Origin of the sequence: Paucibacter sp. TC2R-5 (assembly GCF_025717605.1) — a bacterium.
Lineage (GTDB): Bacteria > Pseudomonadota > Gammaproteobacteria > Burkholderiales > Burkholderiaceae_C > Paucibacter_A > Paucibacter_A albus.
In genome coordinates, this window is the sequence record NZ_JAJIRQ010000009.1 from 37240 (window position 1) to 57603 (window position 20364).

General features: G+C 60.5%; 20 protein-coding genes. 12 read left to right on the forward strand and 8 right to left on the reverse strand.

All coding sequences use genetic code 11. The annotated features are described in order from the left end of the window. Positions 1-36 precede the first annotated feature (36 nt). Complete coding sequence (locus tag LNV08_RS19310) at positions 37-780, forward strand: hypothetical protein (protein WP_263535375.1); 744 nt, start codon at positions 37-39, stop codon at positions 778-780. On the opposite strand, the gene LNV08_RS19315 is transcribed toward LNV08_RS19310, so the two are convergent. Then, on the reverse strand, positions 771-1865 hold the full coding sequence (locus tag LNV08_RS19315) for a phosphotransferase (RefSeq protein ID WP_263535376.1): 1095 nt from the start codon (positions 1863-1865) through the stop codon (positions 771-773). The two genes, LNV08_RS19310 and LNV08_RS19315, sit on opposite strands and share 10 nt — an antisense overlap. Before the next feature lie 40 nt (positions 1866-1905). After that, positions 1906-2610, reverse strand: a complete 705-nt coding sequence (locus LNV08_RS19320) for a Crp/Fnr family transcriptional regulator (protein ID WP_263535377.1) — start codon at positions 2608-2610, stop codon at positions 1906-1908. Positions 2611-2870: 260 nt separating this feature from the next. On the opposite strand from LNV08_RS19320, the gene LNV08_RS19325 reads away from it, so the two are divergent. Then, positions 2871-5090, forward strand: a complete 2220-nt coding sequence (locus LNV08_RS19325; protein ID WP_263535378.1) for a FimV family protein — start codon at positions 2871-2873, stop codon at positions 5088-5090. Here LNV08_RS19325 and LNV08_RS19330 read toward each other — a convergent pair whose 3' ends face one another. The 5 genes from LNV08_RS19330 to lptF are packed head-to-tail and all read right to left on the reverse strand — an operon-like array spanning position 5091 to position 9882. Next, on the reverse strand, positions 5091-6266 hold the full coding sequence (locus LNV08_RS19330) for a pyridoxal phosphate-dependent aminotransferase (RefSeq protein WP_263535379.1): 1176 nt from the start codon (positions 6264-6266) through the stop codon (positions 5091-5093). Positions 6267-6285: 19 nt separating this feature from the next. Then, on the reverse strand, positions 6286-7230 hold the full coding sequence (locus LNV08_RS19335; RefSeq protein ID WP_263535380.1) for a CysB family HTH-type transcriptional regulator: 945 nt from the start codon (positions 7228-7230) through the stop codon (positions 6286-6288). Further along, on the reverse strand, positions 7227-7625 hold the full coding sequence (locus LNV08_RS19340) for a sirohydrochlorin chelatase (protein WP_263535381.1): 399 nt from the start codon (positions 7623-7625) through the stop codon (positions 7227-7229). Before LNV08_RS19340 ends, LNV08_RS19335 begins: the two co-directional genes overlap by 4 nt. A gap of 14 nt (positions 7626-7639) precedes the next feature. Further along, on the reverse strand, positions 7640-8785 hold the full coding sequence (lptG, locus tag LNV08_RS19345) for an LPS export ABC transporter permease LptG (RefSeq protein WP_263535382.1): 1146 nt from the start codon (positions 8783-8785) through the stop codon (positions 7640-7642). After that, positions 8782-9882 (reverse strand): LPS export ABC transporter permease LptF, encoded by a 1101-nt coding sequence (gene lptF, locus LNV08_RS19350; protein ID WP_263535383.1) that lies wholly within the window; start codon positions 9880-9882, stop codon positions 8782-8784. Before lptF ends, lptG begins: the two co-directional genes overlap by 4 nt. 28 nt (positions 9883-9910) lie before the next feature. Here lptF and LNV08_RS19355 point away from each other — a divergent pair, with 28 nt between their 5' ends. From LNV08_RS19355 to LNV08_RS19370, 4 genes are all read left to right on the forward strand, one after another. Next, on the forward strand, positions 9911-11380 hold the full coding sequence (locus tag LNV08_RS19355; RefSeq protein WP_263535384.1) for a leucyl aminopeptidase: 1470 nt from the start codon (positions 9911-9913) through the stop codon (positions 11378-11380). A gap of 31 nt (positions 11381-11411) precedes the next feature. Then, positions 11412-11843 (forward strand): DNA polymerase III subunit chi, encoded by a 432-nt coding sequence (locus LNV08_RS19360; protein WP_263535385.1) that lies wholly within the window; start codon positions 11412-11414, stop codon positions 11841-11843. Further along, on the forward strand, positions 11840-12121 hold the full coding sequence (locus LNV08_RS19365) for a hypothetical protein (protein ID WP_263535386.1): 282 nt from the start codon (positions 11840-11842) through the stop codon (positions 12119-12121). Before LNV08_RS19360 ends, LNV08_RS19365 begins: the two co-directional genes overlap by 4 nt. Positions 12122-12330: 209 nt before the next feature. After that, the gene (locus tag LNV08_RS19370; RefSeq protein ID WP_263535387.1) at positions 12331-13479 is read left to right on the forward strand and encodes a branched-chain amino acid ABC transporter substrate-binding protein; all 1149 of its coding nucleotides are present in this window, start codon (positions 12331-12333) and stop codon (positions 13477-13479) included. A gap of 235 nt (positions 13480-13714) precedes the next feature. On the opposite strand, the gene LNV08_RS19375 is transcribed toward LNV08_RS19370, so the two are convergent. Beyond that, positions 13715-13966 carry an acyl carrier protein gene (locus tag LNV08_RS19375; protein ID WP_263535388.1) on the reverse strand — a complete coding sequence of 84 codons (252 nt, stop codon included), beginning with the start codon at positions 13964-13966 and terminating at the stop codon, positions 13715-13717. A gap of 259 nt (positions 13967-14225) precedes the next feature. On the opposite strand from LNV08_RS19375, the gene LNV08_RS19380 reads away from it, so the two are divergent. The 6 genes from LNV08_RS19380 to leuD all read left to right on the forward strand — a co-directional run bounded on the left by LNV08_RS19380 (position 14226) and on the right by leuD (position 20356). Beyond that, positions 14226-15827: an acyl-CoA ligase (AMP-forming), exosortase A system-associated gene (locus LNV08_RS19380; RefSeq protein WP_263535389.1), complete on the forward strand. Its 1602-nt coding sequence runs from the start codon at positions 14226-14228 to the stop codon at positions 15825-15827. A 23-nt stretch (positions 15828-15850) separates the two neighbouring features. Further along, on the forward strand, positions 15851-17104 hold the full coding sequence (locus LNV08_RS19385) for a pyridoxal-dependent decarboxylase, exosortase A system-associated (protein ID WP_263535390.1): 1254 nt from the start codon (positions 15851-15853) through the stop codon (positions 17102-17104). Positions 17105-17212: 108 nt separating this feature from the next. Then, on the forward strand, positions 17213-18109 hold the full coding sequence (locus LNV08_RS19390; protein ID WP_263535391.1) for a LysR family transcriptional regulator: 897 nt from the start codon (positions 17213-17215) through the stop codon (positions 18107-18109). Between the two features lie 12 nt (positions 18110-18121). After that, positions 18122-19537: a 3-isopropylmalate dehydratase large subunit gene (leuC, locus tag LNV08_RS19395; RefSeq protein WP_263535392.1), complete on the forward strand. Its 1416-nt coding sequence runs from the start codon at positions 18122-18124 to the stop codon at positions 19535-19537. Positions 19538-19551: 14 nt separating this feature from the next. After that, positions 19552-19677: an entericidin A/B family lipoprotein gene (locus tag LNV08_RS19400; protein WP_263535393.1), complete on the forward strand. Its 126-nt coding sequence runs from the start codon at positions 19552-19554 to the stop codon at positions 19675-19677. A gap of 28 nt (positions 19678-19705) precedes the next feature. Beyond that, entirely contained in the window at positions 19706-20356 is a 651-nt protein-coding gene (gene leuD, locus LNV08_RS19405) for a 3-isopropylmalate dehydratase small subunit (protein ID WP_263535394.1), read from the forward strand. The last annotated feature ends 8 nt before the right edge of the window (positions 20357-20364 follow it).

Genomic DNA, 20364 nt, shown 5'->3' on the forward strand with positions numbered 1-20364 from the left:
CATGTGTCTTCACCGTTCAGTGCATTGTCCTAGCTCATGTTTTTTAAGCAAGTAAAACACTGGTTTGTTGTGCGAGCGAATGCGGCTCGCTGGCGGTCTATCCATGATTGGGCCGAAGGGCGCAATGCGCAGTTTCGGATTTCCAGGGACGGCCGCGGCTTCCTGATTGAGCAGCCCAAGGCTTTGCCTGGCAGTCTGCGCATCGAGTGGGGGCCGTCGCAGCGCGCCTACATCGAGGGCAACGAGTTGCGCATTCGCTGTGAATTGCGCTTGCATGGCGATCTGCAGATGATGGTGCTTTGTCGCAACCTGATGGACAAGCTGGAGTCTGCGGTGTTCGAGGCCTACACCGACACATTGAAGACCCGTGTGGATACCGACACGCCTGAAGAAATGCGCTGGTTGGTCATGTTTCCAAAATTCGGTCAAATCAGCTCCAAGCTGGTCCGCCAGCGCTTTGGCGCCGTGGGCGTCAACAAGGAATTGGTGGGCGCATGGCTAGAGGGCGATTTGAGCGAGGTCTTGGCGCAAGCAAGCCAGGACCTGCTGCCCGAGGGTCAGCCTTTTGTGCTGATGACGATGCGTGGCAATGCCTATTTGCGCACGGCGATGGCCGAGCCGACCTTGCCGCAGATCCAGGGCCTTGTGAAGCTGCTGGAGCTGGCCTGCCGGGAGTTGCTGCGGGTCAATGAAAGGCTCACCGACCGTGGGCCCTGGCCCACGACCACCTCGATTGCCTGGCAAAGCTCGCGCCCCGACGAGGATCCCGCTCAAGCCTGATCGGCTTGACGCTGCGCGAAGGTCCAGGCCAGGTCGGCCAGCGGTCTGGCGCCGGCGCCAGCGGCTTGGGCCTGTGCACTGGACGCCGTGCCGGTGCTGACGCGTTTGGCAATGCCTTGCAAAATAGCGGCGATGCGGAACAAGTTATAGGCCAGATAGAAATTCCAGTCGCGCTGCAATTGCTCAAGGTCACTGCGGCCGCAGCGCTCGCAGTAGCGGCGCAAATAGTCGGGCTCGAAGGGAATGCCCAGTGCCGCCAAATCCAGGCCGGCAAGCCCCCGCGCCGCCGATGAGCTGTGGATATGCCAGGTCATGCAGTGATAGCTGAAGTCAGCCAGGGGGTGTCCCAAGGTTGACAATTCCCAATCCAGAACGGCGACCACGCGCGCTTGTTCGGGGTGAAAAACCAAATTGTCTAACCTGAAGTCCCCATGGACGATGGACACTTCAGCAGGGTCCAGTGCTGAGGCGGGGATATTGGCCGGCAGCCAAGCCATCAAGCGGTCCATCGCTTCGATCGGCGCGGTGTTGACGGTCAAGGAAGCCAGATACTGCTTGCTCCAGCGTCCGATTTGCCGCTCGAAGTAGTTGCCGGGCTTGCCGTAGTTGCCCAGCCCAATGGCCTGAGGGTTGATGCGGTGCAGGGCCGCGATGACGCGGTTCATCTCCGCGTAAATGGCTGAACGTTCAGGAGCACTCATGCCCGGCAGCGCCGGATCCCACAGAACCCGGCCAGGGATGAACTCCATGATGTAGAAAGCGCGGCCGATGAGGGACTCGTCTTCGCACAAAGCCAGCATTTGCGGTACCGGCACTTCACTGCCGGCAAGTGCCGACATCACCATGAATTCACGCTCGATCGCATGGGCCGATGGCAATAGCTTGGCCACCGCTGCCGGCTTGGAGCGCATCACATAGGCCCGGCCGGACGTGTTCAGCTTGTAAGTGGGGTTGGATTGCCCGCCCTTGAACTGCTCAATGCTCAAGGGGCCGGCAAAGCCGCTCAAATGCTTGCCAAGCCACAGCGCCAAGGCGTCGCTGTCTATCGCTTGCGAAGGGGCTTTTGTTCCGGTGAAGGCTTCCATGAGTCTCTTTAAAGTTGCAAGTCGTTGTATGTCATTTGGCTTAGCGGTTGGCAATCGCCAAGAGCTTCTCCCGACTTAGCACCACCAAGCGCGTGGGCTCGACGCGCACAGCGCCGTCTCGCTCCAGCGCCTTGAGTTCCTGATTGACCCGCTGGCGCGAGGCACCCAAGAGTTGCGCCAAGTCTTCTTGCGCCAACTGCAAGCCGATGCGTATCTCCTCGCCTTGGCGCACCCCATAGGAGCGCGCCAGCAGCAAGATCTGCTTGGCCAAGCGCGAGGCCAGGGGCAGGGTATTGAGGTCTTCCACCGCATTGAACATCAGCCGCAAGCGGCGGCAGTTCAGGCGCAACAGCGCTTCGTAAAGCTCGGTGTGGCGCTGTAGCAGTTCTCTGAAATCCGGCTTGCGCACGATCAGCAAGGTGGTGTCGCCATGCGTCGTTGCGTCGTGGGTGCGCGGCATTCCGTCGAATAAAGAGATATCGCCAAACCATGTTCCGGGCTCTACATAAGTCAAAGATACCTGCTTGCCCGCCAAAGACACCGAGCTGATCCGCACAGCGCCCTTGGCGACTCCCACCCATTCCTCGGCGGCCTCGCCTCTGCAAGACAATAAGACGTCATCGCCCAAGCGGCGCACCGTGGCGCGCGACAAAATGTCCTCGCGCAAGGGCTCCGACAGTTTGGAAAACCAAGAACCGGCGTCGATTTCGCTGCGTTCGCTGAGTGTAAGAACCGTGCTATTCATACTGAGTCGCTGAAGTGACAACAGGGTATTGCCTGCCTTGCTTTCGATTGTCCATGAGTGCGGCGCCGCCGATTCAAGAGCGCGCGCGGGTGCGTCGGCAATGCGCCCCGTCAATTGGGCAGCCAAGCGGCCTTGTTTGCCGCCGCTGATCCTGCGAGCACATATACAACGCCGAGCTAGATGGCCGGATTGATGCGTGGTCAGCCATGCTAGAGTCAGCCGAAATAACATTGGCCCCTGGCATGGACCGAGATAACGCAGTGCCCCCCACTCATTTACGCGGCGCCGCTTGGCGCATTTGCTCGCTCAGCGCCTTGGCATTGGCCCTCATGGCTCAGCTTGGCAATGCGCAAGCCTTGGGGCTGGGCCGTCCACAAGTTCTTTCGGTGCTGGGTCAACCCTTGGTCTTGTCGTTCCCGCTGAGTTTGCGGGCCGGTGAGTCCTTGTCCATGGACTGCGTATCGGCCGAAGTCATGGCAGGTGGCGCGAAGCTGCCTGCCAACAAGGTCGGCGTTCGCCTGGAGGGTGAAAGCGAGACCAGTTTGCGGGCGATTCGAGTTCTCAGCTCGGTGCCGATTGAGGAGCCGATTCTGAGTGTCACCTTGAGCCTTGGATGCCCGGCCCGGTTGACGCGTCAGTTCAGTGCCTTGATGGACCCGCCGAGCGCGCAAGACGGCGCTTCGCCCGAGCCGCATACGAGCGGCGAAAGCCCGCGCGTTTTGTCACCGGCCTTGCGGGCTGCATTGGCCACCACAGACGCCAAACCGAAAGAGCTGCTGGGGGCGAATTTGTCGGATGCCATCGGGCAAGAGCGTCTGACTGCCGCCAAGCCTGCGCCTGCCGGGGGTAGCAAGGCGCAGGGCAAGGCAGGCTCGAAGAGCAGCGCGACTGAATCGGCCGCAAAGTCTGTTGTTAAGCAGTCCGATGCTTTGCCAGAATCGGCGCCGCCAAGCGCCGCAAGCCGCTCGCAAACGACAAAAGCTGCGCCAACTGCAAAGACAGAGAAGACTTCGGTTGCGAGCTTGACCGAGCCGAAGCTGCGTTTGGAAGCCTTTGATCCGAATTCCGCCGCAGCGAACAATTCGGCCGCCGCTGCTTCTGCGGCAGAGGCTGCCCTGGCGCGCTTGCAGAAGGTCGAGTCGGGCCTGCTTGGCTTGCAATCGGAGTATCGCGGTGATGCGCTGAAGCTGAACGCTATGCGGCAAGGTCTCGAGGCGGGGGCGGCGCCAACGCCCGCTAATGCCTTCAGTCCTTTGACATGGGTCTTGGGGGCGCTCGCGCTGCTGCTCAGCCTTGCCACAGCTTATCTGTGGCGCAAGCAGTCTCAACATCAAACGGGTGGCGACAGCAATTGGTGGGGGCATGCGCCCGAAGTCGCTGAGTCTCATGCAGGAAGCTCAAGTGATTCGCGGCCGTCGGGCGAAGCGCAGAACGTGGAGCTAGCGCAGCCACTCAAGGCGGAGCAACTGAACGCCGAAACAGGGGCCGCTGCGCCGCCGATTGCTGCGCCGCAAGAGCAGACGATTGCATTGCCTCATAGCGTCGGCGCCGAATATGCGCCCATTCCGAACACCATGCCGGCCGAGTTGCCCGACAAAGAGTTGTCCAGCTTGGCGCGATTCTCTCAGTTGATGGCCGCCGAGCCCAATCATGAGCCGCTGAGCGTGCAGTTTATTGATCCGTCCGACAGCATTGCCGCCGCATTCGGCGGGGTGGGCGCGGAGGGCACAGCTAAGACTCAGGCAGCCACAGACCAGCACCTTGTCAGCGTTGAAGAGTTGATCGACCTGGAGCAGCAGGTCGATTTCTTCTTGGTCTTGGGGCAGGACGAGGCCGCTGTCGACTTGCTGCATGGCCAACTGAGGCAGGGTGCAGACGGTGCCAATCACTCGGCATTGCCCTATCTGAAGCTGATGGAGATTTGCCAGCAGCGCGGAGACGCGCTGGCCTTTGCCGATATCGCGGGCCGCTACGCCCTTGAGTTCAATACTTCGCCACCAGCCTGGGATGTGAATTTGGAGTTAGGGCAGGGGCTTGAAGCCTATCCCGCCGTGATCAGCAGCCTGCAGTCACGTTGGTCCGACAGTGGTGCCAGCATGGTGGCGCTGCAGAAATTGCTGTCGTCCAGAGACGGGCGATCGGCGAGCTTTGATTTGCCGGCTTTGCGCGATCTTTTGTTGCTCTACAGCGTTGCGCGCGACCGCTCGGAGCATGAGGTGCGCGGCGAAGAAATTGATCTGTTTTTGCCCCTGGAGACCGACTTCCAGGCCGGCCATCCAACTGGTTTTGATCTGATGGCTACCATGGTTTGGCAGGGCAAGCCCGGCACGGGCTCGGACGCTGGCGGATCAGGGGGTAGTAGCGGCGCCGCGCCCCTGGCCAGGGACGTGGACATCGGCGTGGACATCTTGCTCGACGATGTTGTGAGCGCCCATGTGCCTAGCAGCACTGCGCCAAGCACTGGCTCGGGCAAGTTCTGATCAAAGTTGCTGCAGCAGCGCCAGGGCCTGCTGCAGGGTTTCGTCCCGTTTGGCAAAGCAAAACCTGATGATGGTCTGGCTGTCGCCTTCCGAATAAAAGGCCGACATCGGGATCGCCGCGACGCCCAGTTCCCGGATCAGCCACTCGCAAGCACTTTGACCCGGCATGTCACCCAGCCGTGCGACAGCACGGTAATCCACAGACTGAAAGTAGCTGCCCTCGCAGGGCAGCAGTCGCAGATTCGAGCCAGCTAAACCGGCTCGGAACAAATCGCGCTTGCGCTGATAGAAGGCAGGCAGCTGCAGATAGGGCTGCGGGTCTTGCAGGTAAGCTGCCAGCCCGTATTGCATCGGCGTATTGACCGTGAACACGTTGTACTGATGGACCTTGCGGAACTCGTGCATCAAGCTTTTGGGGGCCAGCACATAACCGATCTTCCAACCGGTGACATGAAATGTTTTGCCAAAGCTGCTGACGATGAAGCTGCGGGCCTGCAACTCGGGGTGGGACGCGACGCTCAGGTGCTGGGCGCCGTCATACACCATATGTTCATAGACCTCGTCGCTGAGCACCAGCACCTCGGTGCCACGCAAGGTGTCTGCCAAGGCTTGCATTTCTTGCGACGACCAAACGGTGGCGCTGGGGTTGTGCGGCGTATTGATGATCACTGCACGCGTGCGCGGTGTGATGGCAGCGGCCAGGCGCTCAAAGTCGGGGCGAAAGGTTCCCGGCGTCAAGGGTACTCGCACCGCCACGCCACCGGCCAACTCGATATTGGGCAGATAGCTGTCGTAGCAGGGCTCCAAGACGATGACCTCGTCCCCGGGGTGAACGATGCTCAGCAAAACCGTCAGGATCGCTTGTGTGGCGCCGGCCGTGATGGTGATTTCGTCTTCGACGCCATAGCTGTGGCCATACATTGCCGCCACCTTGGCTGCGACGGCCTGCCGCAGCAAGAGAACACCAGGCATCGGCGGATACTGATTGTGATGGGCCCGCATTGCTGCGTTGACCGCATCCAGCAAGGCCGGGTCACCATCAAAATCGGGGAAGCCTTGCCCCAGATTGACGGCCCCATGTGCTTGGGCCAGGGCCGACATGGTGCTGAAGATGGTGGTGCCGACGCGAGGCAGGCGGCTGCGTAGTTGCGGTGTTAGGGGCGTGAACTTGCTCATCTGGGCAGGGGGCTTCAGCTCAAAGACTGTAATCGGTGGTGTCGCCGCTCATCGCTCGCTCCAGCAGGTGTCGGTTCAGCCGGTCGGACAGCAGTTCGGCAAAGCTGTAGACATAGTTGCGCAGATAGGCGCCGCGCTTGAAGGCGATTCGGGTGACGTTTTGGCCAAACAAATGACCCAGCGGGCGTGCGACGAGATCGCCCCCAGGCGAGTCTTCGCGCACCGCCATCTCGGCCACGATGCCTATGCCCATGCCTAAGCGAACATAGGTTTTGATGACATCGGAGTCGATCGCTTCGAGCACAAAATTGGGATGCAAATTGCGCGCCGCAAAGGCTTTGTCGATGCGGGTGCGGCCGGTGAAACTGGGGTGATAGGACACGATGGGTTCACTGGCCAACTGCTCAAGCGTCGGCCGCTCGACCTGCGCCAGCGGATGGCCAGCCGGGACGACCAAGACATGCTGCCACTCGTAGCAGGGCAGGCTGACCAGCTCCTCGATATGGGCGAGCGATTCGGTCGCCAGGCCCACATCAGCGCTGTCGTCCAGCAGCATGCGCACGACTTGGTCGGGCGTGCCCTGATGCAGGCTGACGCGCACCAAGGGCAGTTGGCGGCGCAGTTGCGCCACCGGCCCTGGCAACACATAGCGGGCTTGCGTATGGGTGGTGGCGATCGAGAGCGTGCCGCTGTCTTGCTTGGAGAATTCCTCGCCGATGCGCTTCAGATTGCCCACCTCGCGCATGATGATCTCGATCGCGGCCAGCACTTGCTGGCCGGGTTCGGTGATGCGGCGCAGGCGTTTGCCGTGGCGCGAGAAGATGTCGATGCCCAGCTCTTCTTCCAACTCCAGAATCGCTTTTGAAACGCCGGGCTGGGATGTGAACAAGGCCTTGGCGGTCTCGGTCAGGTTGAGATTGCGCCGCGCCGCTTCCTGTACAAAGCGGAATTGATGCAGATTCATGGTCTTGCGTCGGGGCTGCCGGCAGGTCCGTCCAGCCAGGCAAGGCTGGCCTCGGTCATTGCCTGCACCACCGTCTCTTGATCGCCCAAAGCCGGGTGCAGCAGCCATTCGACCGCAGGCCCGCAGGTTTCGCGCAAGCGCTCAAGCAGCGGCGGGATATCGCGCCGCACATGGCCGCCGGTGCCGAGAAACATGGGCACGATGTGGATGCGCCGGCAGCCCATAGCAACCAACTCGTGGGCGGCGGTTTCCAGCTCGGGCTGCATGAATTCCAGAAACGCCAAGCGCATGGCCAGCTGGGGCCGGCGCAGCGCAATTCGTTTGCTGACTTCATGGAAAGGCCTTGCCCAATCGGGGTCGCGCGCGCCATGAGCAAACAGGAGTAAGCCGTCCATCGTGTGTGTTTCTTTCAGCGGTAACGCACCAGCCAGCCGAAGGCGGCCAGCGACAGGGCGAGGTAGAACAAGCTGGGGCCGGTCGCAACCAGCCAGGGAACCCAGTTTTGCAAGATGCCGACATGGCCTGCGACGTTGTTGAGCAAGACAAAACTGATGCCCAGCATGATGCCGCCAAAAACCTTCAGGCTGATGCCCCCGGCACGACCATGGAGATAGGCAAAGGGCAGCGCCAAAGCGACCATCACAAAGCAGGCAAAAGGATAGATGGCCTTGCGCCAAAACTGAATCTTGTGGACTTGAGCTGACTGCTCCTGGGCCGACAGATGTTGGGTGTAGCGGTAGAGCTCCAAGGTTGACATAGAGGCGGCGGGCAAGACCGCCGCAGCGATCACGCCGGCATGCAGCGAGCTCTTCCAGTTCAGCTCGGCCAACTTGGTTTCGCGCACCACCCGCAGCGTTTCCTTGTCGCCCACAGATGCCGGGGAATTCACCTTGTCGCTGACACTGACCCATTCGGTTTGCGTCACGTCCGACAAGCGCCAAAACCCTTTGGCATCCACCATGGCATGGCTTGCGGCCAAGCGTGCAACCAGACCACCGGCATGATCAAACTCGAAAATTCGCACGCCTTGCAAGCGGCCCGATGCATCCGCTTGGCTGACATTGATCGAGAAACTGCGCTCTTGGCCATCGATCAGTTGATGGTCTTTGAGCCAGGCGCCTCGCCGGGTCTGTTCGGCGGCGCCGACGAATCGAGCTCGCATGGTATCCGCCTGCAAGTCGAAATAGGGCACGGCCAAATCACCCACCAAAAATGTCAGGGCCGCAAAGGCAGCTGCCAGATAGGCCAGCAAGCCAAGTGCTCGCCCTGGCCCCAAGCCGCCGGTGCGCAGAATCGTGAATTCGCTGGACTGCGCCATGCCCGCCAGGGAGTAAATGCTGCCTATCAACACGGCAATCGGGAACAACTGGTAGAAGTGCCCCGGAATGTCCATCAAGGCCAGCAAGGCTGCTTTGAAGGCGCCGGCTTCGACGCGGCGCATATTGTCGAGTTCGTCGATAAAGTCGATGAAGAAGAACAGCGACAAGAAGGCCAGGGACACAAAAAACACCGAGCCGACGATGTCGCGGTAAAGCAAACGGCGCACCGTCTTCATGCGCGGGCTCCGACCGGCTTGCGCCAAGTGAAATGGATGCGGTTACCTTGGTCGCGCAGCCACAGCAGCGTCAGGGCCAGCAAAAAGATGCCGCCGTGAACCGACACCAGGGCCACAGCCATGCTGGTGCGCGCATTGCTGACCCAGCCTTGGCTCAAGCCGACCAGGTTGAAATAGACCACAAAGCTCAGCAGCGCAAACAGCAGGTTCCAGTTGTTTGGGCGGCGAGGGTTGGTGGCGGCCAAGCCCAAGCCCAGCAGCACCATATTGAAGCAAGCCAGGCACATGCCAATCCGCCAAGTCAGCTCGCCGTCATTGGCCGGCGAGGGCGCACGCAAGAGATCCAGCGTGGGCGTTGCCTTGGGTTTCAATTGGTCTGCGCTGCGCAGCACTTGGCTGTCCGCAAGAATCCGGTACTGCTCAAACTTTGCCCGCGTTCGCTCGCCCGTCACGGCATTGGCTTCATTGCGTTGACCTTGGTTCAGCACCAAAAAGCGGTCGGTGTCGGTCAACTCGATATGCCCCCGGGCCGCGGTGGTGACGGATTCGGTTTTCTCTTTGCTGGACAAGATGAAGACATTGCGCCCCGTGCGCTCATCCTTGGCGTCACGTTCGATGAAAAACACACTGCTGCCGTCCCTCGAGGACTGGAATTGGCCAGGAGCCACGCGCGAGAGGTCACTGCGTTTTTGGTATTGATCGCGCAGTTGAGCGCTATTTTGATTGCCCCAGGGCCAGATGATCAGTTCCAGAACAATCACCAACAACAAGATCGGCAAGCTCATGCCCATCACCGGCTTGACGAAGCGGCTCAGGCCGATACCGCTGGAGAACCAGATCGTCATTTCCGACTCCCGGTACATCCGGCCCAAGGTCGCCACCACTGCAATGAAGAGCGACAAGGTCAGCATGGTGGGCAGATGAGCCAAGGAGGCGTAGGCCATCAGCAACATCACGTCTTGCGGGGCGACATTGCCGCCGGCGGCTTGACCCAGGGTGCGAATCAACATCATCGTCAGCACGATGGTGAGGATGACCACAAAGGTAACACCGAAGCTGCGGGTGAGTTCTGAGCGTACTGAGGAATCGAATAACATCCGGGCACTTTATCTATTCGGCGACATTATGGACTTTCGTACACAGACTGCGTCCTTCGACGCATTGGCCGGCACCAACGCAGATGCCTTGATCGTACTGATAGCCGGTGAGGTGCTGCCTACCGACTTGGATGCTGGCCTGGCCTCGCTCGCCGCGGACGCGCTGAAGCTGGGCGACTTTGAACTCAAGGCGGGCAAGGCGATTGCTTTGCAGCGCCCGGCAGGCGTGAAGGCTCCACGCCTGGTGTTTGCTGCCGCCGGCAAGCCCACTCTGAAGGCTGCTCGTGCCGCGTTGCAACTCGGCCTGGCGCAACTGAAAGGGCGCGGCGCCGTGCATGCCGCTGTTGCCTTTGTTGGCTTCGACGCCATGACGGAAAGCCTGGCCGAGCAGTTTGTCTTGGCCGCCAGTGACTCGCTCTATACCTACCGGCACACCAAGCCCAGCGCACCTGAAGCGGGCAAGCTGGCAAAGCTGACTTTGCTGACGAACAAGGCCGATGCGGCCGCGCCCAAGGCCGCCAAAGCCGGTATGGCACGTGGTCAGGCGATTGGTGCCGGCATTGAGTTGGCGCGTGAATGCGCCAATCGCCCTGGCAATTACGCTACGCCGACCTACCTCGGTGAACAGGTCAAGGCCTTGGGTCGCACTCATGGATTGAAGGTCGAAGTGTTGGACAAGAAAGCGGTCGAGAAGCTCGGCATGGGTTCTTTCTTGTCGGTGGCGCAAGGCTCGGATGAGCCGCTGCGTTTCATCGTGGCACGCTACGACGGTGCGGCGAAAACGCAGGCGCCGGTGGTGTTGGTCGGCAAGGGCATTACCTTTGATTCGGGCGGTATTTCCCTGAAGCCTGGCGCCGAAATGGACGAGATGAAGTTTGATATGGGCGGCGCCGCCAGCGTCATCGGTGCCTTGCGCGCTGTTGCCGAACTCAAGCCCAAGCTCAACTTGGTGGCCATCATCGCTGCTTGTGAAAACATGCCCAGTGGCCGGGCACTCAAGCCGGGCGATGTGGTGACCTCAATGTCGGGTCAGACCATCGAGATTCTGAATACCGATGCGGAAGGGCGCTTGGTGCTGTGCGATGCCCTGACTTATGCCGAGCGCTTCAAGCCTGCGGTGGTGGTGGATGTGGCGACGCTGACCGGCGCTTGCGTGATCGCTTTGGGCGGTGTGCGCAGCGGCATGTATGCAAGCGATGACGAACTGGCAGCGTCCTTGTCAGCGGCTGGCGAGGCCGCCTTGGACCCTTGCTGGCGCATGCCTTTGGATGACGAGTACGAAGAAGGCCTGAAGAGCAACTTCGCCGATGTGGCTAATGTGGGCTCTCGTGCCGGCGGCTCTATCACGGCGGCCAAGTTCTTGCAGCGTTTTGCGAGCAAGTACCGCTGGGGTCATTTGGACATCGCAGGCACCGCCTGGAAGGGCGGCGCGGCCAAAGGCGGCACCGGCCGGCCGGTTGGTTTGTTGACGCACTTTGTGCTGTCGCAAGTGCGCTGAGAGTCGATCATTTGTTGATTCGGTTCAAGCCATGACTCAGGTGAGTTTTTATACCGGTGTGCCTGAGCGACTGGCCTATGTTTGCCGACTGCTGCGCAAAGCGCAGCAGTCGGGCTCACGGGTCGGTGTGTGCGGCCCTGCAGCCCTGTTGAAACGCTTGGACGCCGCTCTTTGGGCGTTTGAGCCGGCTGAATTTGTGCCTCATCTGGACTTGTCTGCAGGACTTGCAGACTCGTTGCTGATTGCCGCGACGCCAATCCAATTGCATGAGCAGGCCTTGGCGTTTGCTCATCGGGAAGTTCTATTGAACTTGGGTGTCGAGGTGGCCGAGGGCTTTGATCAGTTCCAGCGCGTCTTGGAGGTCGTCTCTCAAGACGAGGGGCAAGTTCAGGCGGGCCGGCGGCGCTTTAAACACTATGAAGCGCTGGGACTGAACATCAGCCACCACAAGGTGCCTGCTTGAACCCGGTGCTTCCCTTGCTGCGGCAAGTGCCGACCCTGACCGAGGTGTTGGAGGAGACCAGCCTGGGGGCGCTGCCCGCGCAGGGGTGGGGGCAAGGGCTTGATCTAGAGTTGGAGGCTCCGGCAGAGGTCATGCCGGGCTACGTTGAAAGCGATGCAGAGCAACGCAAGCAAGCGATTCTTGCCCTGGTGGACAAGGCCATCGAAGAGTTCCGCACCGAGCTCTTGTCGCGGCTGGAGCCTTTGCTTGACCAAGGCTCGGCAACACAGTCGGATTGAAGTGCTGAGTGAACTTGGAATTACGCCCTCGTTATTACGCTCTTTTAAAGCGGCTGTTTCACTCTAACGACAACTAGCCACAACGCCGGCAGGAAGTCTTCGGTTTCCCATGGTTTCCCCATATAGGTTGAGGCAGTTTTTGGGGTATGTTCTTCCAGTTGAGAATTCAACGGCAAAAAGCTCTTCTTCTTCCTATCCGGAGGTAATTCATGCAAGTTAAGTTGAACGTTGTTGTGGGCGCCGTGGCGCTGCTGCTGAGTGGCGCTGCCATGTCCCAAGAGGTGCTGGTCGTCAAGATCGGCCACGTTGGTCCAACCAGCGGCGCTATCGCGCATCTGGGCAAGGACAATGAGTTGGGCGCCCGTATGGCGATTGCTGAACTGAACGCCAAGGGCGTGATGATTGGCGGCAAGAAGGCCAAGTTTGAACTGCTGGCAGAAGACGACGCTGGCGATCCAAAGCAAGGCACTGCAGCCGCTCAAAAGCTGGTCGACTCCAAGGTTCAGGGCGTTATCGGTCACCTGAACTCGGGTACATCGATTCCTGCTTCCAAGGTCTACAGCGATGCAGGCATTCCGCAGATATCCCCATCTGCTACTAACCCCAAGTTCACTCGCAACGGCTACAAGACCACCTTCCGTGTGGTGGCTGACGATGTGCACCTGGGCGGCACTTTGGGCAAATATGCAGTGAAAGAGCTGAAAGGCCAGTCGATCGCAGTGATCGATGACCGTACGGCTTACGGCCAAGGCGTGGCCGACGAGTTCGAAAAGGGCGTGAAGGCCGCTGGCGGCAAGATCGCTGGACGCGAATTTACCAACGACAAGGCAACGGATTTCACCGCCATCCTGACCTCGCTGAAGGCTAAGAAGCCTGACGTGATTTTCTTCGGCGGCATGGACGCCGTGGCCGGCCCGATGTTGCGTCAAATGAAGCAGTTGGGCATTGATGCCAAGTTCGTTGGCGGTGATGGCATTTGCTCGGGCGAGTTGCCAAAGCTGTCTGCTGGCACGATGGCTGACAGCCAGGTCTACTGCGCTGAAGCCGGTGGTGTCGAGGCCGGCGAAGGTCAGAAGATCGCCGAAGCCTTCAAGGCGAAGTTCAAGGAGCAGTACAAGGTTGACGTGCAGATCTACGCACCTTATGTCTATGACGCCGTCAATGTGATGGCCGCCGCCATGGTCAAGGCTGGTTCTTCCGACCCAGCCAAGTATCTGCCTGTGTTGGCCAAGACCGAGGGTTACAAGGGCGTGACGGGTACGATTTCCTTTGACCCCAAGGGCGACATCAAGAATGGCGCTTTGACCATGTACACCTACAAGGGTGGCGCGAAGTCGCAAATCGCCGTCGTGCGTTAATCAGCCGGCGAATATTTCCGCTGATTCGAGTCTCCTGCGGGCTGCAAAGCTCGCAGGTCTTAAAAGCCCGCAGCCTCGCAACTGCGGGCTTTTTCCTTTTCTCCACAAGCTCAGCTGAAGTCTGCGAAAGCGAGGGCGTCTGACGGTTCTGAAGCCATGCGCTTGCGCGCTGAGCCACCAGGTCCGGTGGGCAGAGTTGCTGATAAAAGGAAATCTTTGGTACTTGGATTTGAGGTCAAGCCGCGAGCTTGGCGTCAATAAAGTCCGTCAGTGAACCCACGGTGGCAAAGGTCGAGCCATCGATTTCGCCGTCGTCGACGGTGATGCCGAGCTTTTCTTCCAGGCTGATGAGCAAACTGACCACGGCCATTGAATCGAGCTCAGGGATGGCGCCAAGCAAGTGAGTGTCGCGGTCAAAACCGGCGCTACGGCCGGCCAAGCTCAGGACTTCGTCCAAAATCCTCAATACTTGCTGCTGCGTGTCCATAGTGTTCGAAATCCAGATAACCGAGGCCCGCCCGCTTAAAGGGGATGCAGGCGAAACAAGGGGCAAAGGGGCAGGTTGGGCCTTAAGCCGGTCCTGGCCTGTTGAAAGGTTGCGCATCTTAGCCGCTGCGCTAGCGCCAGGACTTCCATGGCAGTCTTGATCATCTGCGAGGGCTTCACCTGCCATCTCGCTTGTCCGGTGACTTGTCACTGCAAATCGGTGTGCGATACTTTTTTGGCGCCCCACCATATTTCACAACTTGACTGAATCGAACTGCCTGAACGAGCTTTTGTCCTGCGCTGCGGAGCGATTTGCTGATGCGTCGGCGCTGGTTTATGGGCAAAAGCATCAAACATATGCGGAACTCGCTATGGAGGCCGCTGCATTTGCCTCAGGCTTGATGGCTTTGGGTGTGCAGCGCGGGGAGCGAGTCGCCATCTACCTGGAAAAACGTTTCGAGACGGTGATTGCCAGTTTTGGCGCACCGGCCGCAGGCGCGGTGTTTGTGCCGCTGAACCCCTTGCTGAAGGCCGAGCAGGTGAGCTTCATCCTGCAGGACTGCGCAGTGCGTGTGCTGCTGACCTCGCCTGAGCGCTATGCCTTGTTGGGCGAGGCTTTGAAAACCTGCCCGGCCTTGCGCCATGTTGTCTTGACCGATGGCGCACAACAGCCCCAAGCAGGGCAGGGCCATAGCCAGCATGTCTGGCGCGACATGCTGGCGGCGCCTGCGCGAGCCGGCCACCGCGTCATCGACACCGATATGGCCGCCATTCTTTACACCTCGGGCTCTACGGGACGACCCAAGGGCGTGGTCTTGTCACATCGCAATATGGTGGCCGGCGCCAAGAGCGTGGCTTCCTATCTGGACAACAGGCCCTCAGACACTTTGCTGGCTGCCTTGCCCTTGTCCTTTGACGCAGGCTTCAGCCAATTGACCACTGCCTTTCACAGTGGCGCGCGGGTTGTACTGCTGAACTATCTGATGCCGCGCGATGTATTGAAGGCGATGGAGCGCGAGAAGGTGACCGGCCTAACTGCCGTGCCGCCGCTCTATATCCAGCTGGCACAATTGGAGTGGCCCGCCGCCATCAATGAAAATCTGCGCTACTTTGCCAATACCGGCGGGCGTATGCCGCGCGAAACTCTGGATAAGCTGCGGGCGCGCGTGCCCTCCGCCAAGCCGTTTTTGATGTACGGCCTGACAGAGGCCTTCCGCTCGACCTATTTGCCGCCCGAGGAAGTGGATCGCCGGCCCGATTCAATCGGCAAGGCCGTCCCCAATGCCGAGATCCTGGTGCTGCGCGAAGACGGCAGTCTCTGTGACGCCGAAGAGCCGGGCGAGCTGGTCCATAGGGGCGCCTTGGTCGCCATGGGCTACTGGAACGATGCTGAAAAGACGGCCGAGCGCTACAAGCTGCTGCCGGCCGGTGCTCCGGGTCGGCAGGCCGGGTTGCCATTGCCAGAGTACGCTGTGTTCTCCGGCGACACGGTGCGGCGGGACGCCGAAGGTTATCTGTACTTCATTGGTCGGCGCGACGAGATGATGAAGACTTCAGGCTACCGCGTTAGCCCAACGGAAGTGGAAGAGGTTCTTTATGCCAGCAAGCTGGTCGGTGAATGCGTCGCCTTTGGCGTTGATCACCCGACCTTGGGCCAAGTGATTCAGGTGATCGTCACACCACCCAGTGGTGTAGCCGAGCTGGACCTGGCGGCCCTTCAAGCGGCCTGTCGCCAGCATATGCCGGCCTATATGGTGCCGGCCGGCATCGAGGTGCAGGCCGGACCATTGCCGCGCAACCCTAATGGCAAGATCGATCGCAAGCTGCTGTCTGCCGATTGGGTAGAACGCCACCTCGCCTGAGTACTTGAGAGATACCCCAAGCCATGTCTGATGCAGTTGCAGTGAAGCGCGCACCGATCCACGCGCCGATGTCGCAGTTCCAAGTTGAAGCAAGCGGCGAACTCCTGGTCGGCGGCCAGAAGTTGTCCGTGCTGGCCGAGCGGGTCGGCCAAACGCCGTTCTTCGCCTATGACCGCGAGCTATTGCGGGCCCGTGTGGCGCAGTTGCGCAAGGCATTGCCGGCGCAGGTGAAGCTGCATTTTGCGATGAAGGCCAACCCGATGCCGGCGGTAGTCGGTTTGATGGCGGGCTTGCTCGACGGTATCGATGTGGCCTCGGCCGGTGAGCTGAAGGTGGCCTTGGACGCCGGCGCCGACCCGGCCGAGATCAGCTTTGCAGGCCCCGGAAAGCGGGATGTCGAGTTGCGCCAGTCGGTCGCAGCGGGCGTTCTGATCAATGTGGAATCAAGCCGTGAGTTGCCGGTCTTGGCCGAGGCTTCGGCGCGCTTAGGGCTTCCCGCACGCGTGGCGATCCGCGTCAACCCGGACTTTGAGCTGAAGGGCTCGGGCATGAAGATGGGTGGCGGCCCCAAGCAGTTCGGCATCGATACCGAGCAAATGCCCGAATTGCTGGCCGAAGTGGGTCGCCTTGGCCTGGCCTTTGAAGGCTTCCATTTGTTCGCGGGCTCCCAAAATCTTCGGCCCGAATCGATTTGCGAGGCGCAGCAGAAGTCCTATGAGTTGGCTCTGCGTTTGGCGGCGCTGGCGCCGTCTCCGGTCAAGTTCCTGAATCTGGGTGGCGGCTTTGGTATCCCTTACTTCCCAGGTGAGCAGCCGCTCGATCTCGCACCGATTGCTGCCAATTTGCAAGCCTTGGTGGAGCGCGCGGCGACTGAGTTGCCCGAGGCCTCGCTGGTCATCGAGCTAGGGCGTTACTTGGTCGGCGAGGCGGGCATTTACGTCACGCGCATCGTCGACCGGAAAACTTCTCGCGGCCAGGTCTACCTGGTCACCGACGGTGGTTTGAATCACCACTTGGCGGCCTCTGGCAACTTCGGCCAGGTGATTCGCAAAAACTACCCGGTGACGATAGGCAACAAGGCCGGCAGCCTCGAGCGCGAGTCGGTGTCGGTGGTCGGGCCGCTGTGTACGCCTTTGGATTTATTGGCCGACCGGATGGATTTGCCGGCGGCCGAAATCGGCGATTTGGTGGTGGTGTTTCAGTCCGGTGCCTATGGGCGCAGTGCTAGTCCCGAGGGGTTTTTGGGGCATCCGGCCAGTGCTGAGGTCTTGGTCTAAGTCCAGTCTCGTCGAACAGCTTCATTAGCGCGTGATTTCGTGTATTGCGAAGACTGAATTGAAAATTCAAGTCAATTGAGTTTGATTGCGAAGGGTTAAAGTCGAGCCATGCGGCTTGACCTGACCTCCCTCAACCTTGTGCTCGCGATCGAGCAAACGCGCTCGATCACGCGCGGGGCGCAGCAGGAGAATTTGGCGTTGGCGGCGGCGAGCAAGCGGGTGTCGGATCTGGAGGCCAGGCTTGGCGTGCAGTTGTTCGAGCGACGCTCGCGCGGCGTCGAGCCGACCGAGGCCTGCCGGGCGCTGGTGCGCCATATCCGCTCGCTGCATGCCTCGCTGCACGCGCTGGAGAGCGAGGTGGTGGAGTTTGCGCGCGGCATCAAGGGCCATTTGCGCATCGCAGCCAACAGCGGTGCGATTGCCGAATGCCTGCCGCCTGATTTGGCTGCGTTCAGTCAGGCGCACTCCCAAATTCGTATCAGCCTGGAGGACCTGACCAGCGCCGAAGTGCAAGCGGCAGTGGCCGAAGGGCGCGCCGATGTCGGCGTGTTCACTAGCCCTTTGCTGGACAACCGCCTGCAGACTTGGCCCTACCGCAGCAGCCGCTTAGGCGTGTTGATCCCGAAGCGACACGCCTTGGCAGGCCGCGCCTCGGTCAGTTTCAAAGATCTGCTGGACTTCGACCTGGTCGGCTTGCATGCCGGCGCATCGGCGCAACAGTTGATGCGCGAGCAAGCGTTGCTGCTGGGCCGCACGCTGAATGCGCGCTTGGCCGTGCGCGGCTTCGACGCGATTGCCCAATTGGTCGAAGCCGGCCTGGGCGTGGCTGTCTTGCCGGCCGTGCCGGCGGAGCGCTTTTCGCGCGTCTTTGAGGTCAGCCTTCTGACGCTGGATGAGCGCTGGGCCGAACGTGAATATTGTCTGGGCGTTGCCGCCCAAGAACGCCTGCCCGCCGTGGTGCAGCATTTTGTTGATGCGCTCTGCCCGCAGAAAATCGAGAACTGAAAAGGACTAGCCATGACCGCACGCACGCTCTACGACAAGCTCTGGGATGAACATGTCGTCCACACCGAGGAGGATGGCACCGCCACCCTCTATATCGACCGCCATCTGTTGCATGAGGTGACCAGCCCGCAGGCTTTTGAGGGCCTGGATTTGGCCCATCGCAAAGTCTGGCGTTTATCCGCGAACTTGGCGGTCAGTGACCACAATGTGCCGACGACCGACCGCAGCGAAGGCATTGCCGACCCGGTCTCCAAGCTGCAAGTGGATACGCTGGATCAGAACTGCGATCGCCACCAAGTGACGCAGTTCAAGATGAACGACAAGCGCCAAGGCATCGTCCACGTGATCGGCCCGGAGCAGGGCGCCACGTTGCCCGGCATGACCGTTGTTTGCGGCGACAGCCACACCTCCACGCATGGCGCGTTTGGCGCGCTGGCGCATGGCATCGGCACCTCCGAGGTCGAGCATGTGTTGGCCACGCAGACGCTGCTGGCACGCAAGGCCAAGAATCTGCTGGTGCGGGTCGAAGGCGTGCTGCCGCGCGGCTGCGGCGCTAAGGACATCGTCTTGGCCATCATTGGCAAGATCGGCACAGCAGGCGGCACCGGCTACACGATCGAGTTTGGCGGCGCCGCCATCCGTGCCTTGAGCATGGAAGGGCGTATGACGGTCTGCAATATGGCGATTGAAGCGGGCGCTCGCGCCGGCCTGATCGCGGTGGACGACACCACCATCAACTACTGCAAAGGCCGGCCTTTCTCGCCGACCGGTGTGGAGTGGGAGCAGGCCGTTAGCTACTGGCGCGGCCTGCATTCGGACGCCGGCGCCAAGTTCGACTTGGTGGTGGACTTGGACGCGGCGCAGATTCGCCCGCAAGTCACCTGGGGCACCTCGCCCGAGATGGTCTTGGGTGTGGACGAGCGCGTGCCCGACCCCGACAAGGAGAAGGATGCCGTCAAGCGCGGCGCGATCGAGCGGGCGCTGCAATACATGAGCCTGGAGCCCAACAAGGCGATAAGCGACATCCACATCGACAAGGTCTTCATCGGCTCCTGCACCAATAGCCGCATCGAAGACATGCGCGATGCGGCTGCCGTCGTGCGCCGCATCGGGGGCAGGTTGGCCGCCAATGTGCGCTTGGCGCTGGTGGTGCCGGGCTCGGGCCTGGTCAAGGCGCAGGCCGAAGCCGAAGGGCTGGATGTGATCTTCAAGGCGGCCGGTTTCGAGTGGCGCGAGCCGGGTTGCTCAATGTGCCTGGCGATGAATGCCGACCGGCTGGAGCCGGGCGAGCGCTGCGCTTCGACCAGCAATCGCAATTTCGAAGGGCGCCAGGGCGCCGGAGGCCGTACCCATCTGGTCAGCCCGGCGATGGCCGCAGCGGCGGCGATGCAAGGCCATTTTGTTGATGTGCGGCGTTTGATTTCATAAGCAGGAGTCTTGATATGAAAAAGCTCGCAGTTCTTCTCCTCGGCTTTGCATTTTTAGCCGGCTGCAACACCATTGGTGGCATCGGCCGCGACCTGCAAAAGGCCGGCGAGAAGATCGAAGACACCGCCAAGAAGAAGTAGTAGTCATTTAGACCTTAAGAGGTTCACTATGCAGAAATTCACCCTCCTCAAGGGGCTGGTCGCGCCGATGGATCGCGACAACGTCGACACCGACGCGATCATCCCCAAGCAATTCCTGAAGTCGATCAAGCGCAGCGGCTTCGGCCCTAACTTGTTTGACGAATGGCGCTATCTGGACGCCGGCGAGCCGGGTCAAGACCCGAGCGCGCGCCGGCCTAACCCGGACTTCGTGCTGAATCAGCCGCGCTATGCCGGGGCCTCGGTCTTGCTGGCGCGCAGCAATTTCGGCTGCGGCTCCAGCCGCGAGCATGCGCCTTGGGCCTTGGAGCAATATGGCTTCAGGGCCTTGATTGCGCCGAGCTTTGCCGACATTTTCTTCAACAACTGTTTCAAGAACGGCATCCTGCCGATTCAGTTGCCGGAAGCTCAGGTGGCTCAGTTGTTTGACGAGGTCCATGCCTTCCCTGGCTATCAATTGACCATTGATCTTGAGCGTCAGGTGGTGATCAAGGCCGACGGAACTGAGCTGCCTTTCGAGATTCAGTCCTTCCGCAAGTATTGCTTGTTAGGTGGTTTTGACGATATTGGCCTGACGCTGCGTCACGCCGACAAGATCAAGGCCTTTGAAGCCGAGCGCATGGCCAGCAAGCCCTGGCTGAACAACCGTTTGATTGCCTGAGGAATCAC